Here is a 20465-nt window from a genome sequence, read left to right on the forward strand (position 1 = left end):
CCTGAACACCCCGGCCGCGCCCGACTCGACGCCACCGACTTACAAAGCCGTTGCATCAAAAGCGAGTTCTTCGCCGGAGGACATTTCCTCACGATGAATTTTCTCAATCTCGGACTACTCGCCGGCGCACTGGCGTTCGTGGTTCCACTGGCGATTCACCTGCTCTTTCGCAGTCGTTATCGATCGATGGACTGGGGAGCCATGTTCTTGTTGCAGGATGTCGTCGCGAAAAATCGGCGACGCATGCAGTGGCATCAATGGATCTTGCTCGCACTTCGATGCGCGATCCCCATTCTGCTCGCTCTCGCGATGGCACGGCCGTTGCTTTCTTCCGCTCGAGCGTTGCCTGGTTCCGAGCCGTTGACTTTGATCCTGTGCCTCGACGACAGTCGTTCGATGCAGGCCTCCGGTCGCTTGGATCGCGTCTTGCAAGCAACCAATGGACTGATTGAAAACCTGTCCCGCGGCGACGAAGTCATCGTCATTCGAACCAGCCGACTCGCCGCATCGTTCCAACGTTCTGCGCCGCGAGATGCATTGGCGGAACTCACTGAAGTACAATTCGCCGGCCCACCCGCTGATTACACCAATGCGTTGACCGCTTGCCTGGATGCCTGCAAAGAGGCATCTCATCCCAACCGCCGGATCGTGATCTGCGGTGACTTTCAATCCAATGGTTTGGCCGCTGGAAACCGATGGATCGATGCCGTGGAGGACGCCCAGGTTCGCCTCGAACGAATGACGCCCACGCCGCGAGTGGATTTGCTCAACGTGTCACAGACGGACGATGTGCTGGACAACGTTGTCGTTGAGTCACTGTTGCCCAATGCACCTGCGGTGTTGAAAGATCGAGCGGTCAGCTTCACCGCGAAAATCCGCAATGAATCCGATCGGCCGACCTCGCGATTGACTGGACGCTGGATTTACAACGGGCAATCTGTCCAAACGACCAACGTCGACATCGAACCTCGAGGCATGGCCGCCGTCTCGTTCACTCTCACGCCCGAAACATCCGGTGATCACACGTTGGCCTTTGCCATTGAACACACCGACGCGATTGTTTCTGACAACCGCCGACGATTGGGATTTCATGCCTCGCCTCAAATTCGCGTTTGGTTGGTGGATGGAAACCCTTCGGACGAACCACTGCAAAGCGAAACGGATTTCCTGCGATTGGCCCTCAGTCCCTTCGCATTCGCGAGTGTCAACCAAAACTCGCAAGCTAGCACCAATCCGCGTTCCGATCTCGTCAGCAGTCGGGTGTTCACAGGATCACGATGGAGCAACGAACTTTCGCGGGCGATCGACACCACTGATCGTCCCGATGTGATCGTCTTTGCCAACGTCAAACAAGTCAGTTCACGACGTGACACGGACAACGAATTGCTCGATCGCTATCTCAGCAAGGATGGGAAGATCGTTTTCTTCGACGGTGATCAAGTGGATCCAAAGTCATGGAATGATCAATCATGGTTGCCAGCCAAACTCGATCGGCTCATCACCGCGTCCGACGTCCAGGCAATCATCGAAATCGAAACCACGGTCTCGGCTGAAATACAAGAGAACCTTGGCTTCACGATCGAGCCGCCCCGAGGCCGACAAAGTGTTTGGGGATCGCTGCAAGATGCGGGCGACGGGATCTGGGAAGAGGTGCGAGTCGGTCGGTATCGCCGCTTGTTGATCGATGACTCCAATCCCGCGACCACCACGGTTCTGTTGCGAACGTCGGACCAAGCCGCTTTGGCAATTCGTCGATCCAACGTGATTCAATTTGCAATTGGATGCGACGCGGAGTGGTCAACGTTGCCGCTGCGGGCTGTGTATCTCCCGATGATGCAGCAATTGATTCTGGATTTGGTGGGAAACCAAGAATCCATGAATGTGGTCGCTGGACAACCGATGCTCGTCCCAGGAACGGCCTCAACGTGGACGGTCGTCTCGCCTGATGGTTCCACGTCGACACTGCAAACCAACCCACCCTCCGATTCTGTTGCGACGACCGGCGACCAACGGTCCGGGGTCTTCAGCGAGACGCAGCTTGCCGGGATCTATCGCTTTCGACCGGACAGCGAAACGCAACCGGACGATTCGACTTCATCGCAAACGCTTCTTCGAGTCGCCGAGATTCCCGCGGAAGAATCTGACCTTCGATCACTGGAATCCAGCCAAATCGAAACCTTCGCGAACCGATTGAACGCCCGTTTGTTCGATTCGCCCGAAAGCTTGATCGAAGCGACAGCGACGGATCGTTTCGGCCAAGAAATCTGGCGTCCGATGATGGTTCTGGTGCTGCTGGTGCTGATCACAGAGTTGCTTTGGCAACAGTTCGCTGGACGCCCAAAATCAGCTGCGACCGCTTGGAAAGCTCCCTTCGCGTCCGCCGGGAGTCGTCAATGATCCCGGTATGCCCTCGACCAAACATCGCCAACCTGCGGTTCTCTTGGGACCTGCCAGTCTGGGCGATCCTTGCCATCGCGATCACCACTGGATTGGTCGCCGCGTGGCTGTACTTGCGCGAGACACGGCAAATCCCCGGGACTTCGGCTTGGTTGCTGCCTGCCTTGCGATCCACCGCGATCATTCTGACGATCCTGTTGTTGGCCGGTCCGATATGGCATCACCGACAAGTCACCGGGCAACCGGCTCGGCTCATCTTCGCTGTCGATCAATCACTCAGCATGAGCGTGCGTGACTCGTCCGATCCACAATCACCCGACCGACTGCAGCGTTCAATGGAACGGCTGTTCGGCAAAGATGAAAAGGATGGTTGGATTGAAACACTTCGGTCAACTCACTTGATCGACGTCATGAGCTTTGATGCGACCGCGCAATCACGTTGGAAGTCATACGATCTCGACGACGTCGCTGCGGATTCGCTTGCAGAAACGGTCCTCGTCGAAGCCAACGGGTCCACCACCAATTTGTCCGCGGCCCTTCGGCCGGTGCTGCCGTCGACCGGCACCGCCGAACCGAACGAATCCCAAAGTGTCGCGAGCGACGATTCCCAAACGACCGGGTCTTCGTTGGCGGTGGTTTTGATGACTGACGGTCGTGATTCGGCAAGCGTGGATGACGCGTCTGACTTGGCTTGGCAACTTTCACAATCGGGATGGCAAGTCCATACAATCGGGGTCGGCAGCGTCGACGAACCAACCGACATTGGAATTACGAACGTACTGCATCCTGAAAGAACCGCTTCGGATGGACGTCTCACCGGAACCATCGTTGCCAAACACTTCGGCGTGACCAACGAATCACTTCAAGTCGAACTTCGATCCGGTGAAAACGTTGTCTGGTCGGACACCTTCGTCGCTACCCAAGACGGACAAACGGAAATCGAGTTCGATCTTCCGATGAAGCCGCTGACCAACCAACTTGCTGACAACGAAGTGCGAGGTGTCGATCGCGACAGTGTCGTCCTTCCTTTTTCTGCCTCGATTCGTCTGACAGATCAACCGAACCAAGCGAGTCTGAGCCAACCCGAAAATGACCGCTGGGATTTCCGAGTCGCAGCGGCCAGTCGCGATCGTCGCCTGCTGATTTTGGACGGTTCATCACGATGGGAAACTCGCTACATCCGAAACCTGCTTTCTCGCGACCCCGCGTGGCAAGTCGACACGGTCCTGTTCGGACCCGGCACAGATTCGCCGGTGATCAAGCGAGGCGGTGACGAAGGCGATGTTCCCGCAACCATGGACGATTGGAACCGATACGACGCGGTCGTCTTGGGGGAAGTCCCACCGGAACAATGGACAACAATGGATTCCGATGGGTTGCGAGAATTCGTTCGCCGTGGTGGAGGGCTGATTCTGCTCAACGGACGATACAATCGCCTGTCCAGAATCGATTCACTGAACGAACTACTGCCAGTCGAATTCGTCGCCGCGGCTCCCACGTCCGAAAACGACGATCTGATTCGATACCAAAGACAACAACCCGCGGTTCAGTCGATTGGCCCGACCACGACCGGTCGATCTCAGCCAGTGATGCTGCTCAGTTCCGACGTTCGATCCAACGGTGAACTTTGGCGAAGCATGCCGGTGCCTTCCGTCATTCCGGTCACGACCGCCCGCGCGGATTCGGAGGTTTGGGCGGACGCATTGGTGGAACCGACCGATACATCAACACCGACCGACAATCGAGTGCCCTGGTTGGTCACACGACTGTTTGGTGCTGGGCGAGTCTTCTTCTTAGCGACCGATCAAACATGGCGTTGGCGTTACAAGATCGAAAGCCAGCTACACGGTCGATTCTGGAATCAAATTTTGACCGCCGCGATGCAGCCTCCTTATGCCGTGCGGGATGACTATGTTGCTATCGGGACGGACCGAATCGATTACGAGGCGGGACAATCCGCGTTGATCCGAACTCGACTTCTCAACGACGCACAAGGCGTCAATCGTGACGCCGGGTCAAACTCGTCCACCACAGTCGATGCGCTATTGATACGAGACGACCAGATCATCGCCACGATTCCCATGAATCTCGATGACGCTTCCAGACAAACTTACTTGGCCCAAACGGCGCCGCTTCCGCCCGGTGCCTACCACGTACGAATTCGAGCGAGTGGCTATGACGCATCGGCTTTGAAAGCCACAGCGCCCATCTGGGTCAAAGCCACTCAAAACAGCGAACTGAATCGTGTCGCGGTCGACGAAGCGACACTGCGAGAAATCGCGGGCGCCGGCGAGGGCAGCTATTACCACGAGTCGTCTGCGGAAGATGTTCTGAGCCAGTTGATACCGTTGTCCCGTGGACAAATCATCGAAACTGACACGTTGATTTGGGAGTCATGGTGGCTGTTTGGTGTCATCCTGGCACTCCTGGCAACCGAATGGTGGATGCGTAAAAAGGTGGGATTGGTATGAGCGAAGTGCCGTATGGAATGACGGGGCAATTCCCCGCCTCGAATCACCAGGCCCCCAGCGAGATGTTGCCAGCGACTCGCGAGGCGTTACGTGTGTTCGCTCGACGTCGTGCGACACTGCAATTTTGCCGTGGCATCGCCATGGGTGCGACGGCGTTGATCGCTGGAGCGATTCTTCTCGCATTGGTCGATCACTTTGCGAGGCCGACGACTCTTCCGCGAATCTTGCTCAGCCTGCTCGCCTATGGCGTTGCCGGATGGGTGGCCTATCGCAATGGGATCGCATCCGCGTTCCAAAGTTCACCTTCCGAAGTTGCCGGCAGTTTCGAGGTCGCTCAAACCAAACTTCGAGGCCAAGTCCTTTCTGCCGTCGAATTAAGCGAAATCGATCATCTGAATGGATCGCCCGACTTCAGGCGAAAGCTACAAACGCATGTTGCCAATCAACTGAGCGGTATCGAAGTGCGGCACTTGCTGCCGTGGAAGCTGATCCAAAGTGCCACGTTGGTGCTGTTCGGTTTGGTGGTCGTGATCGCATCCTTGGGATTGATTCCAACACTCGAACTGCCACGGCGGTTTGCCCGCGTGTTGCTCCCGATCGCACCGATCCAAAGAGCATCGCTGACGAAGATTCATTTGATTCAACCAAACCCGCCTTCCGCGATGGTCGCCGAAGGAGATCTGGTCGGCGTGGTGGCGGAAATCGGACGATTGGGACGTTCCGAAGTCTGGCTAGAAATCCGAGACGATGCCGGTGAAGAGCGTCTGCGAATGGTCCGACGCTCGGCGGATGACCAATCACAGATCGATTCAAACGATACCGAACTCCCAACCTATTCTGCTAATCTGCCGGTCCAGCAGACTCCGGTCGACTACCGCATTTTGGCGGGTGATGCGGAGACGCTTTGGTACACGCTGACACCTCAACCAAGACCACGCGCGACATCATTCGAAAAAGAGTATCAGTACCCGACGCACCTCAAATTGCCGAACGAAACCGTTACAGAAGATCATGGTGATCTGACGGCTTTCGTCGGTACAAAAGTAACGATGAAGGTCAACTTTGACCTACCCGTTCGCGATGCAGAAATGCGTTTTTCTTCGCGGGGCACCGGATTGGCGTTGTCCCCCAACCCTTCGAACGAACTTCAGTTCGAAATCACGGTTCCGATCTCCACTCCGGGCAGCTACCGACTCGATGCGATCGGATCTGACACCGGGCTGAACAATCCGTTCTCGCCTCGCTACACGATCGATCCGGTGATCGATCGCAATCCGATCGCGATGTGGGACGACTCAACGCCACGTCGACAAATCGTTTCTCCCGCTGCGGTTCTCTCATTGGTCGGGCATCTCGAAGACGACGTGCCGATGGACCACGTCATTCAGCAAATTCTGCTGGAAGGCGAAGGAGTCACGGAGATCAAGAAGTCATTGGACACCCCAAGCCGAACCGCTCGCGTGGAATTGGAATGGGACCTGGCACGCTTTGATGGACGCGAAAAACCTGATGTGACGCTTCCATCTGGTAGTCGACTGAAAACTCGCTTGATCGCGGTGGATCGATCTGGGCATCGCGGTCAATCCAATTGGATCGACATCTTCATCGCACGTTCGGACTTTGATCCCGACCGACACCAAGACCTGATTGAACACCAAGATCTCTCTCGACAAATCACCTCCTGGTTCGAAGAACTGAACCTGATCGGTCAAGGCATGCAAACCAGCATGAAGGAAGCGATCGATTCACCTGACACGACTTCGTTTCTACTCGAGGCCGATCTCTCGGATCAAATCCAATCACTTAGGAATCAATGGGAATCGATCTCGGGATTCGACAATGAAGACAGCACCGTCGCTCCCACCAACGAATCCCCTATTTCAATCCGCAAACGACTGACCTTGTTGAGCGATCCAGTATTGATCGATCAATGGTCACAACTGGATTCCGCAGCGAATTTTGCTCTCCAACAACTATCGCTTCACTACCAAGCCTGGCAACAAATTGGCAAACAGTTGCCCGAAAAGGAATTCGCTCTCGAACGCAAACGGCTGGCCGGATCACATGTTGGTGATGTGCGGTCGATCGTCAACTTGACCTCTCGCTCGATCGATTTCACCAAAGCGAATCTCGCGATTGATTTGGCGAAGGGGGTCTCGCGGGACATGCAAACGATCCAGAACAGCGCAAAGATGCTCGGTGACATCGCGGCCAACGTTCCGCTCACCAGACTGCCAGGACAAAGTGAACTCATCAACCAACAGTTGCTTCAAGTCAGCCAATTGCTGAAATCGATGGAACCGGATCTGCCCGAGAACGTGAACGGTTCGCATGAGAATGTTCATCGATTCATCGACGACCGTACTCGGATCATTTCAGACGGTCGTGATCGACTCAAGACTTCGCAGGATGGCAGCGCCGAGGCTCCATTCCGCCACACGATGCGTCAGCTAGCCAATGACGTTGAATCGCTACGAAACCAAAGTTTGTTCAATGGGAACATCAACAACCAAATCGCTGCAGCGACAAAGGAGTTCACTGCAGAACCGCTGGGCTGGGCCGGTCAATTGCGTTCACTCAACCGCACCGGGAAGCAATGGCTCGATCAAACCAAAAGGAGTGCTTCGCTCGAGGAACGAGGCGATTCGAATGATCTGACCGAGTCAAGAGACATCGAACGGCTGCACGCCGAGAACTTTCAAAGATTGCGTGATGCAATCCTTGAACGGCTCGATCGATTGGAGCGAGTGGAAGAAGCTCGAAGTGACGCCCAAGTCATAGCGAGCGCCGACCTCGACCTCATCACTCGCACCATGAACGCAATCATGTCCGAGGGATTCGTCCCGCCGGAAAGTTCAAACCTTGACGCGGTGGCTTTCTTCGACAAAGTCTCCAAGGCCGTCATGACTTTGGACGCTGGAAACAAACTGCATCGCTTTGAAAAGCAACTGCAGTTTGTGGCGGACCGAGAACGCTATTCAGTCGATTCGATCGACGCGGTGATTCAACAACCGATTCGTTTGAAACACATCCAAGTCGCCAATGAAATCCCAATGGCCCAAATCCGCCACGTGGGGCTGGATCAAGAAACCGGGCAGCAGCTCCAAAACACCCGCTGGAATCAGGATGCGACCCAGGCACGCGAACGCTTGGAAAACCGACGTTGGAAAAACCAACTTCCGGTATCGGCCGCCATTCCTATCGAATCCATTCTGACGACTTATCGATCGGCGTGGAACGATCTTGATCCGCTGATGGAAGAAGCTCGTGCATTCCTTCGCGGCCTGACTCCGAGCTTGTCGGATCAAGCACGCGAGGCAGCCGAGGAAGCCAAGCAACAAAGCGAGACGATCGAAGAAGACCAAACCAAACGCCCCGATTCACCCGAGCAAGTCGCAGCAGACGCGGAATCGAAATTCGATGAATTGAAGGAACAAATCGGCGCGGTCGCTGAACAGCTCGCCGACCGAGCCAACAACGCGGACTATTCAAAAGCGGATGAGGCCCAGGTCGCTCGCGATGCGGACCAAGCGATAGCCGCCATCGAAGAACGAACCGAAAAAGTTGCCAGCCAGCTTCGCGAGAATCAACCCGATGAAGCTGCCGAATCGTTGAGCGATCTATCCAAAACGCTCGACGCCATCGCGGATCACTTTGAGGCAGTCGACTCGGACGAAGACACCTCGGCAACTCGCGAAGCTCTCAACGAAATGTCTCCGGCCTCCGAGTCCATCTCGCCCATGGACAACCAGTTCGACGCGGCGGAATCGGTTGCGAAGGCCAATCAGATGACTCCGGAGCAATTGCTCGAACAGCTCGAAAAGAAGCTCCCCACCGACCAACCGATGCAGGAATCTTTGCAAGACATCACCGAGAAAACGATTCGCGCCGCGGAACAAATGATTCGCGAAGCGGCGACCGAAGAAACCAGCTTGCGTCGCAATTTGGAACGGTCCGACGCCGAGTTCTCTGAACAGAAGCGGATCGCTCGAAACGAATTGCGTTCACTGTCGGATCGCACAAACGCCGTCCGCGATCATTTGCTCGCAATGGCGGAGCAGGCCAGCGGTTGGTCGAACGAAAGTGCGACTCAACAAAAAATTCAACAACTTCGCCAGCAGCTGTCGTCGGCGACGCAGAAAACCAACGATGTCCAGCGTGACGATGCGTTGTTGGAAGAACTGCAAGACGCGAACGAATCACTTCGCGATGCCGTGGAAGACGCGGCAAAACAGACATCCAAGATCAACGAAAAAGCACAGAAGTCGCAGAAGAATGCATTGCACAACAACGAACAATCGCGAACCAAGGCCGCTCGGCAATTGGAGGCGATCCAGCGACGTGGCAAAAACCAATACCTGCAGTCACTGCAAAGGGCAAACCAGCAATGGAGCCGCAACGTGGAAGAGGCGGGACGCCGCATTCAGCAAGCACAGAAACAAGAACGCAACGCTCAGAACAGTTTGGATCGAGCCCAAGACAAACTGAAGAAACAACCCGACGACGAGTCAGCCAAACAGGAGGTGGCGGAGAAGCGAGCTCAGGTCGAAAACGCCCGAAAGGCCGCCGAGGCAGCCAAACAAACTCGCGACTTGGCACGCAAATCAGAAACCGAAGCCAAGCAACGATTCGAAAAGGCTCGCAATCGCATGGTCGCCAACTTGGACGCCGAAAACCCTGCGGCCGAAATGCTTTCGCGAGTCACTCAACAAGCAACCGAAGAGCTTCAAGACCTAGCCACCTCACTCGATTCCGTCCAAGAATCACTGTCGATGGAAGACTCTTTGAGTTCACCTGAATCAGCCAACAAGGCCTTGGCCGACCAGCAAAATCGTCTCCAGCAATCCGTCGCGATGGCAGCCGAAGAACTTCGACGAGCAGCACGGCACGAAGAGCGACTCGGCAACGCAACGTCGGCCGAGAAACTGAACGATGTCGCGAAAGACGTTGAGTCGGTCAATGAGCAACCGATGAGCGTCGCACAACAATCGCTGCAAGCAGGGAAGGCCGAACAAGCGAACCAACAACTCGCCGACGCTGCCGCTCAACTGCGAAAAACGGCTGACTCTTTTGCTCAGCAGAACACCGACGCATCGGCCGATGAAAACCAATCCGAAGAGGCCTCCGACGGCGAACCTTCGTCGCCTCAAAGCGAAAAGCTCGCCAAAACGCTTGACGAATTGGATCGTGCTCTCAATTCGCCACCGCCAGAGATGGGAGACAACCAATCGGAATCGAGCGAATCCCAATCGTCGCAATCGCAATCAGATTCCGAGAACCAGCCTTCCGATCAATCCTCAGAAGGTCAATCCTCTGAGGGTTCGCCCGGCCAGCCCCAATCGGACGCGTCTTCCAGCCAACAGCCGAATTCGCAATCAGGTTCCAACCAACCGGAGACTTCCGGGCAAGCTTCTTCCACGTTGGCCGAAGCTGCTCAACAAGCCATCCGCAATCTGGCTCAGCAAAGACAGCGACAACTGCAGCAGATTGCTCAGGCGGGCGATCCATCTCAACCGTCTGACCAGAAATCATCGCAACAAAGCAGCTCCCAAGCGAACAACCCAGCGAACGACTATTCACAGTCACAGGACAATTCGTTGATTGACGCGAGTGACTGGAACATCGCTGACGGGGACTGGGGCGAACTCCGTGAACGCCAGACCGATGAAGTCATTCAGGATCGAAAGGTTCGTATCCCAATGACGTATCGCAAAGCCGTTCAAGCCTACTTCGAAGCCGTCTCAGCCGAAGCGGCAAAGACCACCTCCTCCAAATCATCGGGCAGGTGATTGCTATGCACTCCACCAAACGCAACCATCTGGACCGCAGGGCTTGGCTGAACCACGCACTGGCAGCAACCGGTATCGCGTGTGCGAGCATGCTGGACTCAAACACATCGCTTTTCGGCAGGAAGGCCTTCGCCGAAGAAGATCTGACAGATCTCTATGTTGACGATTCAATTGACCAATCCGTGGACCGAGGCGTCAAGTTCCTCCTGCGATTACAGAAAGACGATGGCTCTATCGCGGACCGCGGTACCGCGACCGCAATGACATCGCTCGTCATCATGGCGTTGGCTTCGGTGGGAACCATTCCCGAACCGGGCACTCCGGAAGGGCGAGCAATGAGCCGCGCGATTGAATTTGTGCTGCAGCCTCGCAACCAAACCAAAGGCTACTTTGGACATCACGATGGATCGCGGATGTACGGGCACGGCATCACCACACTGATGCTGACTGAGATTTTGGGAATGGGTGCAACCATCGACCAAAACGCACGCATCCACAACGCGCTCGTGCAGGCCATCCAAGTCATCTTGAAGTCACAAGCGGTTCGCAAACCGCAACGACTGCAGGGTGGATGGCGATACAAACCCGACTCCAGAGATTCCGACTTGTCGGTTTCGGTTTGGCAAGTCATGGCATTGCGATCGGCAAAGAACGACGGATTGGATGTTCCCGCAGAAGCCATCGATTTCGCAGTCGAATACTTGCAAGAATCCTACACCTCACCGCTCGATGAAAACGGACAACCTCGTGAAAAGGTTGGTGGCTTTGCCTACACACCGGGTACCCATCACCCCGCATTCACGATGACTGCGGCAGGCTTATTGGCGATGCAGACCTGCGGCCGCTACGACTCGCCGCTGGTGGCAGGCTCCGCCGCGTGGTTGCTCGAACATCCGCCGCGGACGAATGAACGGTTCTTCTTCTACGGCATGTATTACTACGCCCAAGGCATGCACCAAGTCGGTGGAGAAGCCGCGGAAACGGCAGCGAAGCTGGTTCCCGAACTGCTGCTGAGACTGCAAGCGGACAATGGGTCATGGGTCAGCCACCAGGGCGAAGAACGCAATGTGGGGGTTGCCTACGCGACTTCATTGGCGATCCTCAGCCTTAGTGTTCGCTATCACTACCTACCGATTTATCAACGCTGATCGCTGGAGAGTCCCGTCATTTGGGGCCATCAAACTCGTCTGGCAACTGGCAAAGAGCCTTTTCACCCCGAATCGCGGCTTGGTTTTTTGGGCGTCAAAGTCCAAGCGACCGAATTGGATTGACAATCGGATGCGACGCAGGAATACTACCGGCAACGTTACGTGGTGCCGGTGTTCCAAAGCTTGGATCACTGGAAACAGGGAACTTCGGTGAGATTCCGAGACGGCCCGGCCGCTGTATCCGACGCGAAGCTGCTGACTTGGCATCTTCCAAGCAAACATTCCTCTTGTGCCATTGTCATTGATCGGAATTTTCCGTGACAGACGAGAAGGCGAGCGTTTGCGAGTTTGCGTCGGGAGTCAGAAGACCTACCACGAAACGGACACTATGTGATCTTCTTGGGCGAGATCGGTGTCGAGGCGAAATCCTTTTTTCGCTTGGCTGTTTCGTTGAATCCCAGTTCGAATTCTGAAGGCAACTTCCGCGCGGGTCCATCTCGTTCGGTAGGCACAGAGTCGGACTGACACGATCGCTTCGCATGGTCCCGTCCGCTCAAAAGCATTGCCACCGCCACCGCTATCGCTGCGTTTCCGCCCGTGGTTTCACCTTGGTCGAATTGCTGGTTGTGATCGCCATCATTGGCGTCTTGGTTGGCTTGTTGCTTCCCGCCGTCCAAGCGGCTCGCGAAGCCATGCGGCGTGCGTCCTGTCAAAACAATTTGCATCAAATCGGTTTGGCTCTGCACAACTACCATGCGGCCCACAACAAGTTTCCGCCCGGCGCAATCGAGGTACGTCCTCAATTCCCAAACGGAAAGCAATTGGCGTGGTCTGCGTTCGTTCTGCCGTTCATGGAACAGTCGGGCCTGCATGAACAGATCGATTTCAAGTTGGCGTTTGATGCGCCAGAAAACGAACCTGCCGCGGCGACCATCTTGCCGGGATTTCTTTGCCCGAGCACACCTCGCTCCGAAGGATTGATGCAGGGACGTGGAGCCTCCGACTACGGCGGAATCTACGGCCAACGCATCACCGGCCGCAACGATCCTCCCAATGGAATGATGCTCCACGATCGAGCTCTCGCGATGCGAGATGTTTTGGACGGAAGCTCTCATACCGTGATGATTTCAGAAGACGCGGCCTTTCCCGATGGGCAGTGGATCAACGGACGCAACTTGTTTGACCAAGCGTTTCCGATCAACAAAGCACCCAAATTCGAAAACGACATGCGTAGCTTTCACGTCGATGGCGTGATGATCCTCCGCACGGACAGTTCGGTCACCTTTCTGACTGAACAACTCGATCTGCAAATCCTGGCCGCGCTCTGCACGCGAGCCGGACACGACGACGCCACCCTGTAACACACCATTGAATCAATTCTTTCCGGATCTGCCGTGAACCCTTTCAAATCAACCCGCTTTGCTCGTCGGCACCAACTGCATCTGGCCATCGAGAACCTCGAATCACGTCAACTTCTTGCCGCCGGACCTTACGCTCCCTCCGCAAACGAAGTTGGCTCGACCGCAGTCGATCGTGAATCACCTTCGATCATTGGCTGGGCCACCGGAGTCGCGGAATACAACGCGGGTGCAGAAGTGGACGCTGTTTGGCAGGACACATCAAAAGCCCTCGGTCCGGCGGAAGGTCAATCGGGCAGCATCGTATCGCTGGGACGATCTGGTTCACTCACGTTGACGTTCGACGATCCCATTCGAGACGGCCTGGGGTTTGACTTTGCCGTTTTTGAGAACTCGTTCTCCGATACCTTCCTCGAACTGGGCTACGTGGAGGTCTCGTCGGACGGAATCAACTTCGTTCGCTTCGAGAGCGACTCTCGCACCGACTCGGCTGTTTCCGCATTTGGTTCGCTTGATCCAACCAACCTGAATAATCTGGCGGGCAAGTATCGAGGAGGATTTGGCACACCGTTTGACCTGCAAGAACTTCGCGGCACCGCCGGTCTCGATGTCACCGCCATCACGCATGTGAAGTTGGTCGACATCTTTGGCGACGGCTCATCGCTCGACGGACAGGGTGACCCGATCTACGACCCAACTCCGACCGTTGGCAGCGCGGGACTGGATGTCGATGGCGTCGCGGTATTGAACGCGAAAGAGACCGGCGCCGCGACAGTCGACTTCGAAACATTGGGGGCCTCGCTGGGTGCATCGGTCTTCTCCAACCAAGCACCTGATGGTTTCGAAGAAGAAGAATTGCTGCTCAACAACGACTTTGACGCCTTGTACGGAAGCTGGCAGGGATGGTCAATCTCCAAAGCAATCGACACCACCACTGCTGGATTCTCCAATCAATACAGTGCCATTACGGGCGAAGGACACGACGGCTCGGACAGCTATGCGGTTGGGTTCTACTCGGAATACGCCGAGGCCGAGAACCGTCCCACCATTCAATTGGATCCCAAAGTGGGATCGCAGTTTGATTCGCTGTGGATCACCAACACAACCTACGCGGCTCTTTCGATGAGAGACGGTGATCAATTCGCAAAAAAGTTTGGTGGTGCCGGCGGCACGGACCCTGATTTCTTCGAAGTTGACATTCATGGACTCAACGCAGCGGGCGATTCCATTGGCATCGTGACTGTTGCTCTCGCAGACTTCCGTTTCGCGAATTCTGCCGACGATTTCATTGTGGACGAATGGGTTCATGTCGACCTGTCTTCGCTACAAAACGCTCAAGCACTTCAATTTCAAGTTCGATCATCTGACGTCGGCGATTTCGGAATCAACACGCCAACCTACTTCGCTGTTGACGACGTGGTCTTGCGACGGCCTCAAGTTGCTTTGGATTTGGCGGACTCCGATCTCTTAGAGTCTGAATCGATGACCGGCCGCGTCTCGCGACCATCACTGGACAGCAGTTCGCCGATGACGGTTTCGATCGCCAACTCGGACAGCTCACTGGCCAGCCTTCCCGCCCAAATCACGATTCCGGCGGGAGCCGACTACGCCGAATTCACTGTCGCGACTATCGACGACGAGCTGGCCGGACCGGACCAGCAAATCAGCCTGACCGCCACCGCGGACTTGCAAGCCCCGCGGATTCGCGAGCTGAACATTCTCGACGACGATGCGACTGGACTGGCATTTTCGAGCGACTCCATTCAGCAAACTGAGGGTGAGTCCGCGACCACACTCACGCTTCGCCGAAACGATTTAGACCTATCTGCCCCGCTGGCCGTCTCGCTTTCCGTGACGCCCGAGTCACGGCTGAACTACCCCGCATCGGTTAGCTTCCCGGCTGGCCAACGTGAGGTTTCAGTCACGGTCTCGATCACGGACGATGCCAAACATTCGCCGACTCAGACAATCGAACTGGTCGCCAGTGCTGATGGTCGCGCCGATTCAGTAGTCGCCGTGGAACTACTCGACGATGATTTGCGAGCGTTGACCACCACCGCACCTTCCGCTTCCTTGAACGAAGCCAATCCGGACCAAACCGTCACTGCGATCATCCGTCGCAATGATGCATCGCTTGACGATTCGATGACGGTCTCACTGACCAACCCAAACTCAAGTTTGCTGACGATGCCATCGTCGGTCGTGATTCCATCGGGCTTTGATTCCGTCGAAGTATCGATCGGTGTCCTCGACAACGACATCGTGAATACCGGCAGCACCTTCACTGTTGTTGCCACTCACGCGAACGCAACAAACGCCGATTTCGATGTCACTGTGATCGACGATGAAGAACCCACCTTCGAGCTGGTTCTTCTCGATTCAAACAGCGACACACTCGACCAAGTAACGGAAGGCCAATCCGTCCGACTGTCGGTTACTCGACCAGCTGCGAACCTCGACGAAACCATCACGGTGACGCTCAGCCAATCGCTGAATGATCGAGTCGATGGACCGCTCGAAGTCACCATTCCCGCCGGTGCATCTTCAGCTGAAGTGACCTGGACCGTGGAAGCAGACCAGACTCTGACTGGCAATTTGGACTGGGTCATCGAAGCAAGCACACCGGGCTATGGAACCGCGAGACTGGAAACAGTCGTGATCGATGCCGATTCGCCGACACTGGCTTTGGTGGGTCCAACCGAGTCGCTCTCAGAGTCCAACGCAATATCGATCGGCGACTTCGAGTCATTTGGGCAATCTTTGACAACCGGTGAATTCATCAACAACGCCGGTCCATCGGGCATGTTCGTCAATGGCGACCTCACCTTTGGAAACTCGTTCAGCAATGCCTTCGGCTTTGACAGTTGGTCCGGTTTCGCGATCAGTCGTGGATCGGACACGACAACGCCAGGCTTTTTCAATCAGTATTCCGCGATCACAGGCGAAGGTGATCGCGAATCGAACACCTACGCCATCGGTTTCAATGGAGCTGACACGGTTATCCGGCGTGCCGATGACTCACGTCCTTTTGAATCCATTGCGGTCACCAACACGACCTACGCAGCATTGTCGATGCTCAATGGCGACGCCTTTGCCAAGCGGTTCGGGGGCGAGTCAGGCGACGATCCAGACACGTTTGTTTTGACGATCATTGGCAAGAACGCCAGCGGAGAATCGATCGGTGAAATCGAATTCCATCTGGCCGACTATCGAGCCGAAGACAATTCGCTGGACTACATCGTCGATGAATGGACCACGATCGACCTGACGTCGATCGGAGCAGCAACCGAATTGCACTTTGAGATGGCGTCCACCGACGTCGGTCAATTCGGAATGAACACGCCGGGTTACTTTGCGATCGATGACGTGCAACTAGCAGCACCGAACGATGGCTTGCCCCAAATTACTGTCCAGCGTCAAACGCTCGACTACAGCGAGTCTCTTGAAGTCAGTCTGACCTCGGATCGAACCGATGTCTCGCTTCCAGAGACCGTCGTCATCCCTGCTGGTCAGAACAGCGTGACCGTTCCGATCCGATCGATTGACGATTTGCTAGCCGAAGGCGACCAAGACGTTCTGATCACCGCGTCAGCAGACGGCTTCGAACCACAAGCCATTGTTTTGACGGTTGAAGACGATGACTCCCCGACGTTGACAATCACTCACGCTTCGAACGATTCGCTGAATGAGTCAACAAAAGTCATCGTTGACATCGAAGATGCTGGCGCAAACCTGGATGCGGAATCATTCGACAACGGTTCAAACCTTTCTGGAAAAATTGAATCGGGACCACTCGAGTTCCCGAACTCATACAACGACGAATTCAATTTCTGGAGTGGTTGGGCGGCATCCAACGTGACGGACGTGACAACGTCGGGCTATGGAAACCAGTACGCTGCCTACTCCAACTTGGACGCTGAGCAACCTGGTGGCGGTGAAGATTCCGATACATTTTTGATCGGAGCGGGCAGTGGTGGTACGGCTCCCAGCGTCACGCTTCCAGAAACCCTGGGCGACGCGAGGTTTGAATCCATCGCAATCACAAACAGCACCTACGCTGCCTTGTCGATGTCGGAAGGTGACAGTTTCGCGAAGCGTTTCGGCGGTGAAACCGGAGACGATCCCGACTACTTCTTGCTGACGATTGTCGGACTGAACTCATCCGGTGAGACCGTTGGCACGATCGACTTTTATCTCGCCGACTATCGATTCGCAGACAATTCGTTGGATTACATCGTTGACGAATGGACCACCATCGACCTGACGTCGCTGGATGGAGCCTCGCAACTGCGATTCGATCTGTCTTCGTCAGACGCCGGCGACTTCGGAATGAATACTCCAGCCTACTTCGCCGCTGACAATGTCGTCCTCGACCAAGTGACAGAAACGCCGACCTCGGTCGTGATCCACCGAAACGACGCGGATCTATCGTCGGCTCTTTCAGTCACATTCGAATCTGACGATGCACGATTCGCGATTGATACTCCGATTGAAATTCCGGCCGGAGCCGACTCCGTCCGCGTTCCCGTGTCGATTTTGAACGACCGAATGGTCAATTCAGACGGTACTGCGACCTGGACTTTCTCGGCGGATGGTCATGACAGCGGCACGGCTGTGGTTTCCGTTCAAGATGACGAGATCCCTGGAATCGAAATCATTCGCCTGCAGTCCCCGTCGCAAATCGTTGAAGGGGAGACGGCAGATCTCTACGAAGTGCGTCTGACAGAAAAACCGGAATCTGATGTGACGATTTCGATCGACGCGTTCATTGAATCGATTGATGCTGGCGAGCAGCTATCGCTTAGTGCCTCCGCATTGACGTTCACCCCCGACAATTGGGATGAACCGCAAGTGATCGCCGTTTCCGCTAACATGGATTTTGCGCAAGAGTCGGACCAAACCGTTCAACTGACCTTCGAAGTCGACGCTGACCTCAGCGATTCCGGCTACACAGGCATTTCGGCCGAGCAAAGAACCTTCACTCTCATCGACTACCAGCCGTCCGAGTTGAGCCTAGCGGTCGAGGAAGGCGAGCTCGTTCTGCGAGACAATCGCGACAGTACCGTTTGGATGTCGAATGCCTTGAATGACGGGTTCGACCTCGTTCTGAATGATGAAGATCAAACTCTGGCAATTGGTTCACTTGCGAGTGCGACCGGTTTGGTAACGATTGATCTAGGTGACGGAAACGACCAAGTCACGCTCGACACAACTTGGTTCACTTCGATTGACGGCGGAGACGGATTCGATCGTTTGGTGCTTCAGCCAAGCGATGGCGTCGCAAACGATAGCCAGCCGCAAGAAATTGACCTCGCTGCATGGTTGCAAAATCGCGTGGTTGGTTTTGAAGAGTTCGTGTTGGGTGCATCCGGTGCCGCTGAACCTCTGACATACCAACTGGACTCCGCACGCCTGAATTCGCTGCTGGGAGCAACCGCACCAACAATCACCAGCATTGGAAGTCAAAACTTAAGACTGACCGGCAGTTGGCAACTCGGAGTCCCCATCGTCGGGGACGGTTTGGTTCGCCAACGCTTGGTCTCTGACAACATCGAAGTTCACGTCATCACCAGCACTCCATGGCAAAACGCGATCCGCAGCGAAGATGTCAACGCCAATGGTGAAGTGACAGCGCTCGACGCATTGACGGTCATCAACCGCCTTAACTCAGGTGAATCCAATGAGTTGTCGACACCAAACGATCCGAACGAACTGATCGGTCGATTCTACGATGTCTCCGGTGACGGACGCGTGTCTGCACTGGATGCTTTGAAAGTGATCAACTATCTGAACGGTGACACCGCTTCTGGAGAACAAACCACCGCGTCGCCGATCACCCAGTCACCGAACGTTTCGCCCGCTCCATCCGGTGACCAATCGGCCGCCCCGGCCGTATCAAGCGAAACTGGCATCAACGCTGACCAACGGAGCGAAGTTTTCGCTTCGATCGTTGATCGCACAGACGTGCTCGGAGCCACGTCCGATTTGCCGTTTGTTGACTCCAGCTCGACCAAGCTGTCCCTCGACCGGATTGACCAACTGTGGAGCGAAACAGGCCGCAATTCTGACGAAGAATCGGCCTCGTCTGAGAGCGTTGAATTCACCAATTACCTCGAGTTATTGGGTGACCAAGCGTGACGAAACAGACTGATACTCCGCGTTCGCCCTGCGTTGGGGTTTGCCAAGTGGACCAGCAACGGTTGTGCGTTGGTTGTTCCCGAACTTTGGGCGAGATTGGCCGATGGTCGATTGCATCTCCCGAAGAAAAACGTTCCATTCTTGAGTTGGTACGCCAGCGGCGGTCCGCTCAAGCTCCGTCAATCCAAACAGTGCCTAGCCAACCAAACAGTGCCTAGCCAAGCCAATTCGTGAAGCCGCGTCACACGTCGCGGCTCGGCCGATTGGCCGCCCCATTTCCGTACCTTTGATTTTCCCGATTGAGTGTTCCTGTGAATCCAAATAACAACCTGCAACGTTTTGCAATCGTCTTGAGCATGATCGGCATCGCCGTCGCGTCTCGTTTGCTCCCACACCCACCCAACTTCACGCCTCTGGCAGCAATGTGCCTGTTTGCCGGTGCGGTGACAATCTCGCCAAGAATCATGGCTGCGGCTGTGATCGTTGCCATGTTGGTCAGCGATGCGGTGCTCGGGTTCCACTCGCTGATGCCGGTGGTCTACGGTTGCCTTCTGGCGAACTTCTTCATCGGTCGCAAACTGCTGGGTGCGAATGCCAACGCGATGAAAGTGGTTGCTGGTTCGCTGATCGGCAGCGTTCTGTTTTTCTTGGTCACCAACTTCGCCGTCTGGGTCGCGTTCTACCCCTCGACGTTAACGGGATTGGCCGCCTGCTTCACCGCCGCGATCCCCTTCTTTCAGTACACCCTGGCGGGAGACCTGGTTTACAGCGGATTGTTCTTCGGCGTGTACGCATTGGCGACCAGCGGGTTGACCGTAACCCAAGGCAAGCTCCAGCGAGTTAGAGTTCCCGTACGAGCTGGCGAATAGTCTCGTCTAGTTTGGAAATTCCACCGAACTGGAATCCGAGTGATTCCAGTTTGGCAGATGACATCTCGCGCCCCGACGATTTGGGTTCGCCTAGAATCTTCGCTCGAGCTCCCGTGATTGCCATGACTCGTTCGGCAACTTCATGCTCGGAAAAGAAACGATCGCAGCAATTGTAGGTTTCTCCCGCAATCGCATGATCAGTCGCGAGCAAGGTCGATATCGCCGCGGCGACGTCCGCGACATGAACGACCTTGCCGCCTCCTTCGGCTCGAACGGATTCGCCTCGAGCCACTGG

Annotated in this window: 8 protein-coding genes, 1 pseudogene and 1 riboswitch; of the genes and pseudogenes, 8 read left to right on the plus strand and 1 reads right to left on the minus strand. The window is 55.5% G+C overall.

Translation table 11 applies throughout. The features are described 5' to 3' along the window. Positions 1 to 93 precede the first annotated feature (93 nt). From B2R17_RS04220 to B2R17_RS04255, 8 genes are all read left to right on the plus strand, one after another. Positions 94 to 2397 (plus strand): BatA domain-containing protein, encoded by a 2304-nt coding sequence (locus B2R17_RS04220; protein WP_286762985.1) that lies wholly within the window; start codon positions 94 to 96, stop codon positions 2395 to 2397. Next, a complete protein-coding gene (locus B2R17_RS04225) occupies positions 2394 to 4868 on the plus strand; it encodes a VWA domain-containing protein (RefSeq protein ID WP_008662900.1) in 2475 nt (824 codons plus the stop codon). The genes B2R17_RS04220 and B2R17_RS04225 overlap by 4 nt, the downstream gene beginning before the upstream one ends. Next, a complete protein-coding gene (locus tag B2R17_RS04230; protein WP_286762986.1) occupies positions 4865 to 10657 on the plus strand; it encodes a peptidase in 5793 nt (1930 codons plus the stop codon). Before B2R17_RS04225 ends, B2R17_RS04230 begins: the two co-directional genes overlap by 4 nt. Further along, positions 10654 to 11805 (plus strand): prenyltransferase/squalene oxidase repeat-containing protein, encoded by a 1152-nt coding sequence (locus B2R17_RS04235; protein ID WP_339887895.1) that lies wholly within the window; start codon positions 10654 to 10656, stop codon positions 11803 to 11805. Before B2R17_RS04230 ends, B2R17_RS04235 begins: the two co-directional genes overlap by 4 nt. Positions 11806 to 11951: 146 nt before the next feature. After that, positions 11952 to 12196, plus strand: a riboswitch (cobalamin riboswitch). A gap of 148 nt (positions 12197 to 12344) precedes the next feature. Beyond that, positions 12345 to 13166, plus strand: a complete 822-nt coding sequence (locus B2R17_RS04240) for a DUF1559 domain-containing protein (RefSeq protein WP_286762988.1) — start codon at positions 12345 to 12347, stop codon at positions 13164 to 13166. Between the two features lie 33 nt (positions 13167 to 13199). After that, a complete protein-coding gene (locus tag B2R17_RS04245; RefSeq protein WP_286762989.1) occupies positions 13200 to 19301 on the plus strand; it encodes a DUF4465 domain-containing protein in 6102 nt (2033 codons plus the stop codon). Between the two features lie 47 nt (positions 19302 to 19348). Beyond that, positions 19349 to 19519, plus strand: coding sequence for a DUF1289 domain-containing protein (locus tag B2R17_RS04250; protein WP_236618028.1), 171 nt, complete (start codon positions 19349 to 19351; stop codon positions 19517 to 19519). 93 nt (positions 19520 to 19612) lie between these two features. After that, positions 19613 to 20170: a DUF6580 family putative transport protein gene (locus B2R17_RS04255; protein ID WP_008664487.1), complete on the plus strand. Its 558-nt coding sequence runs from the start codon at positions 19613 to 19615 to the stop codon at positions 20168 to 20170. On the opposite strand, the pseudogene B2R17_RS04260 reads toward B2R17_RS04255, so the two are convergent. Next, positions 20142 to 20465, minus strand: a pseudogene (locus B2R17_RS04260) (oxidoreductase); the annotation flags it as partial. The gene B2R17_RS04255 and the pseudogene B2R17_RS04260 overlap by 29 nt on opposite strands.

The organism is Rhodopirellula sp. UBA1907 (genome assembly GCF_002337565.1).
Lineage (GTDB): Bacteria > Planctomycetota > Planctomycetia > Pirellulales > Pirellulaceae > Rhodopirellula > Rhodopirellula europaea.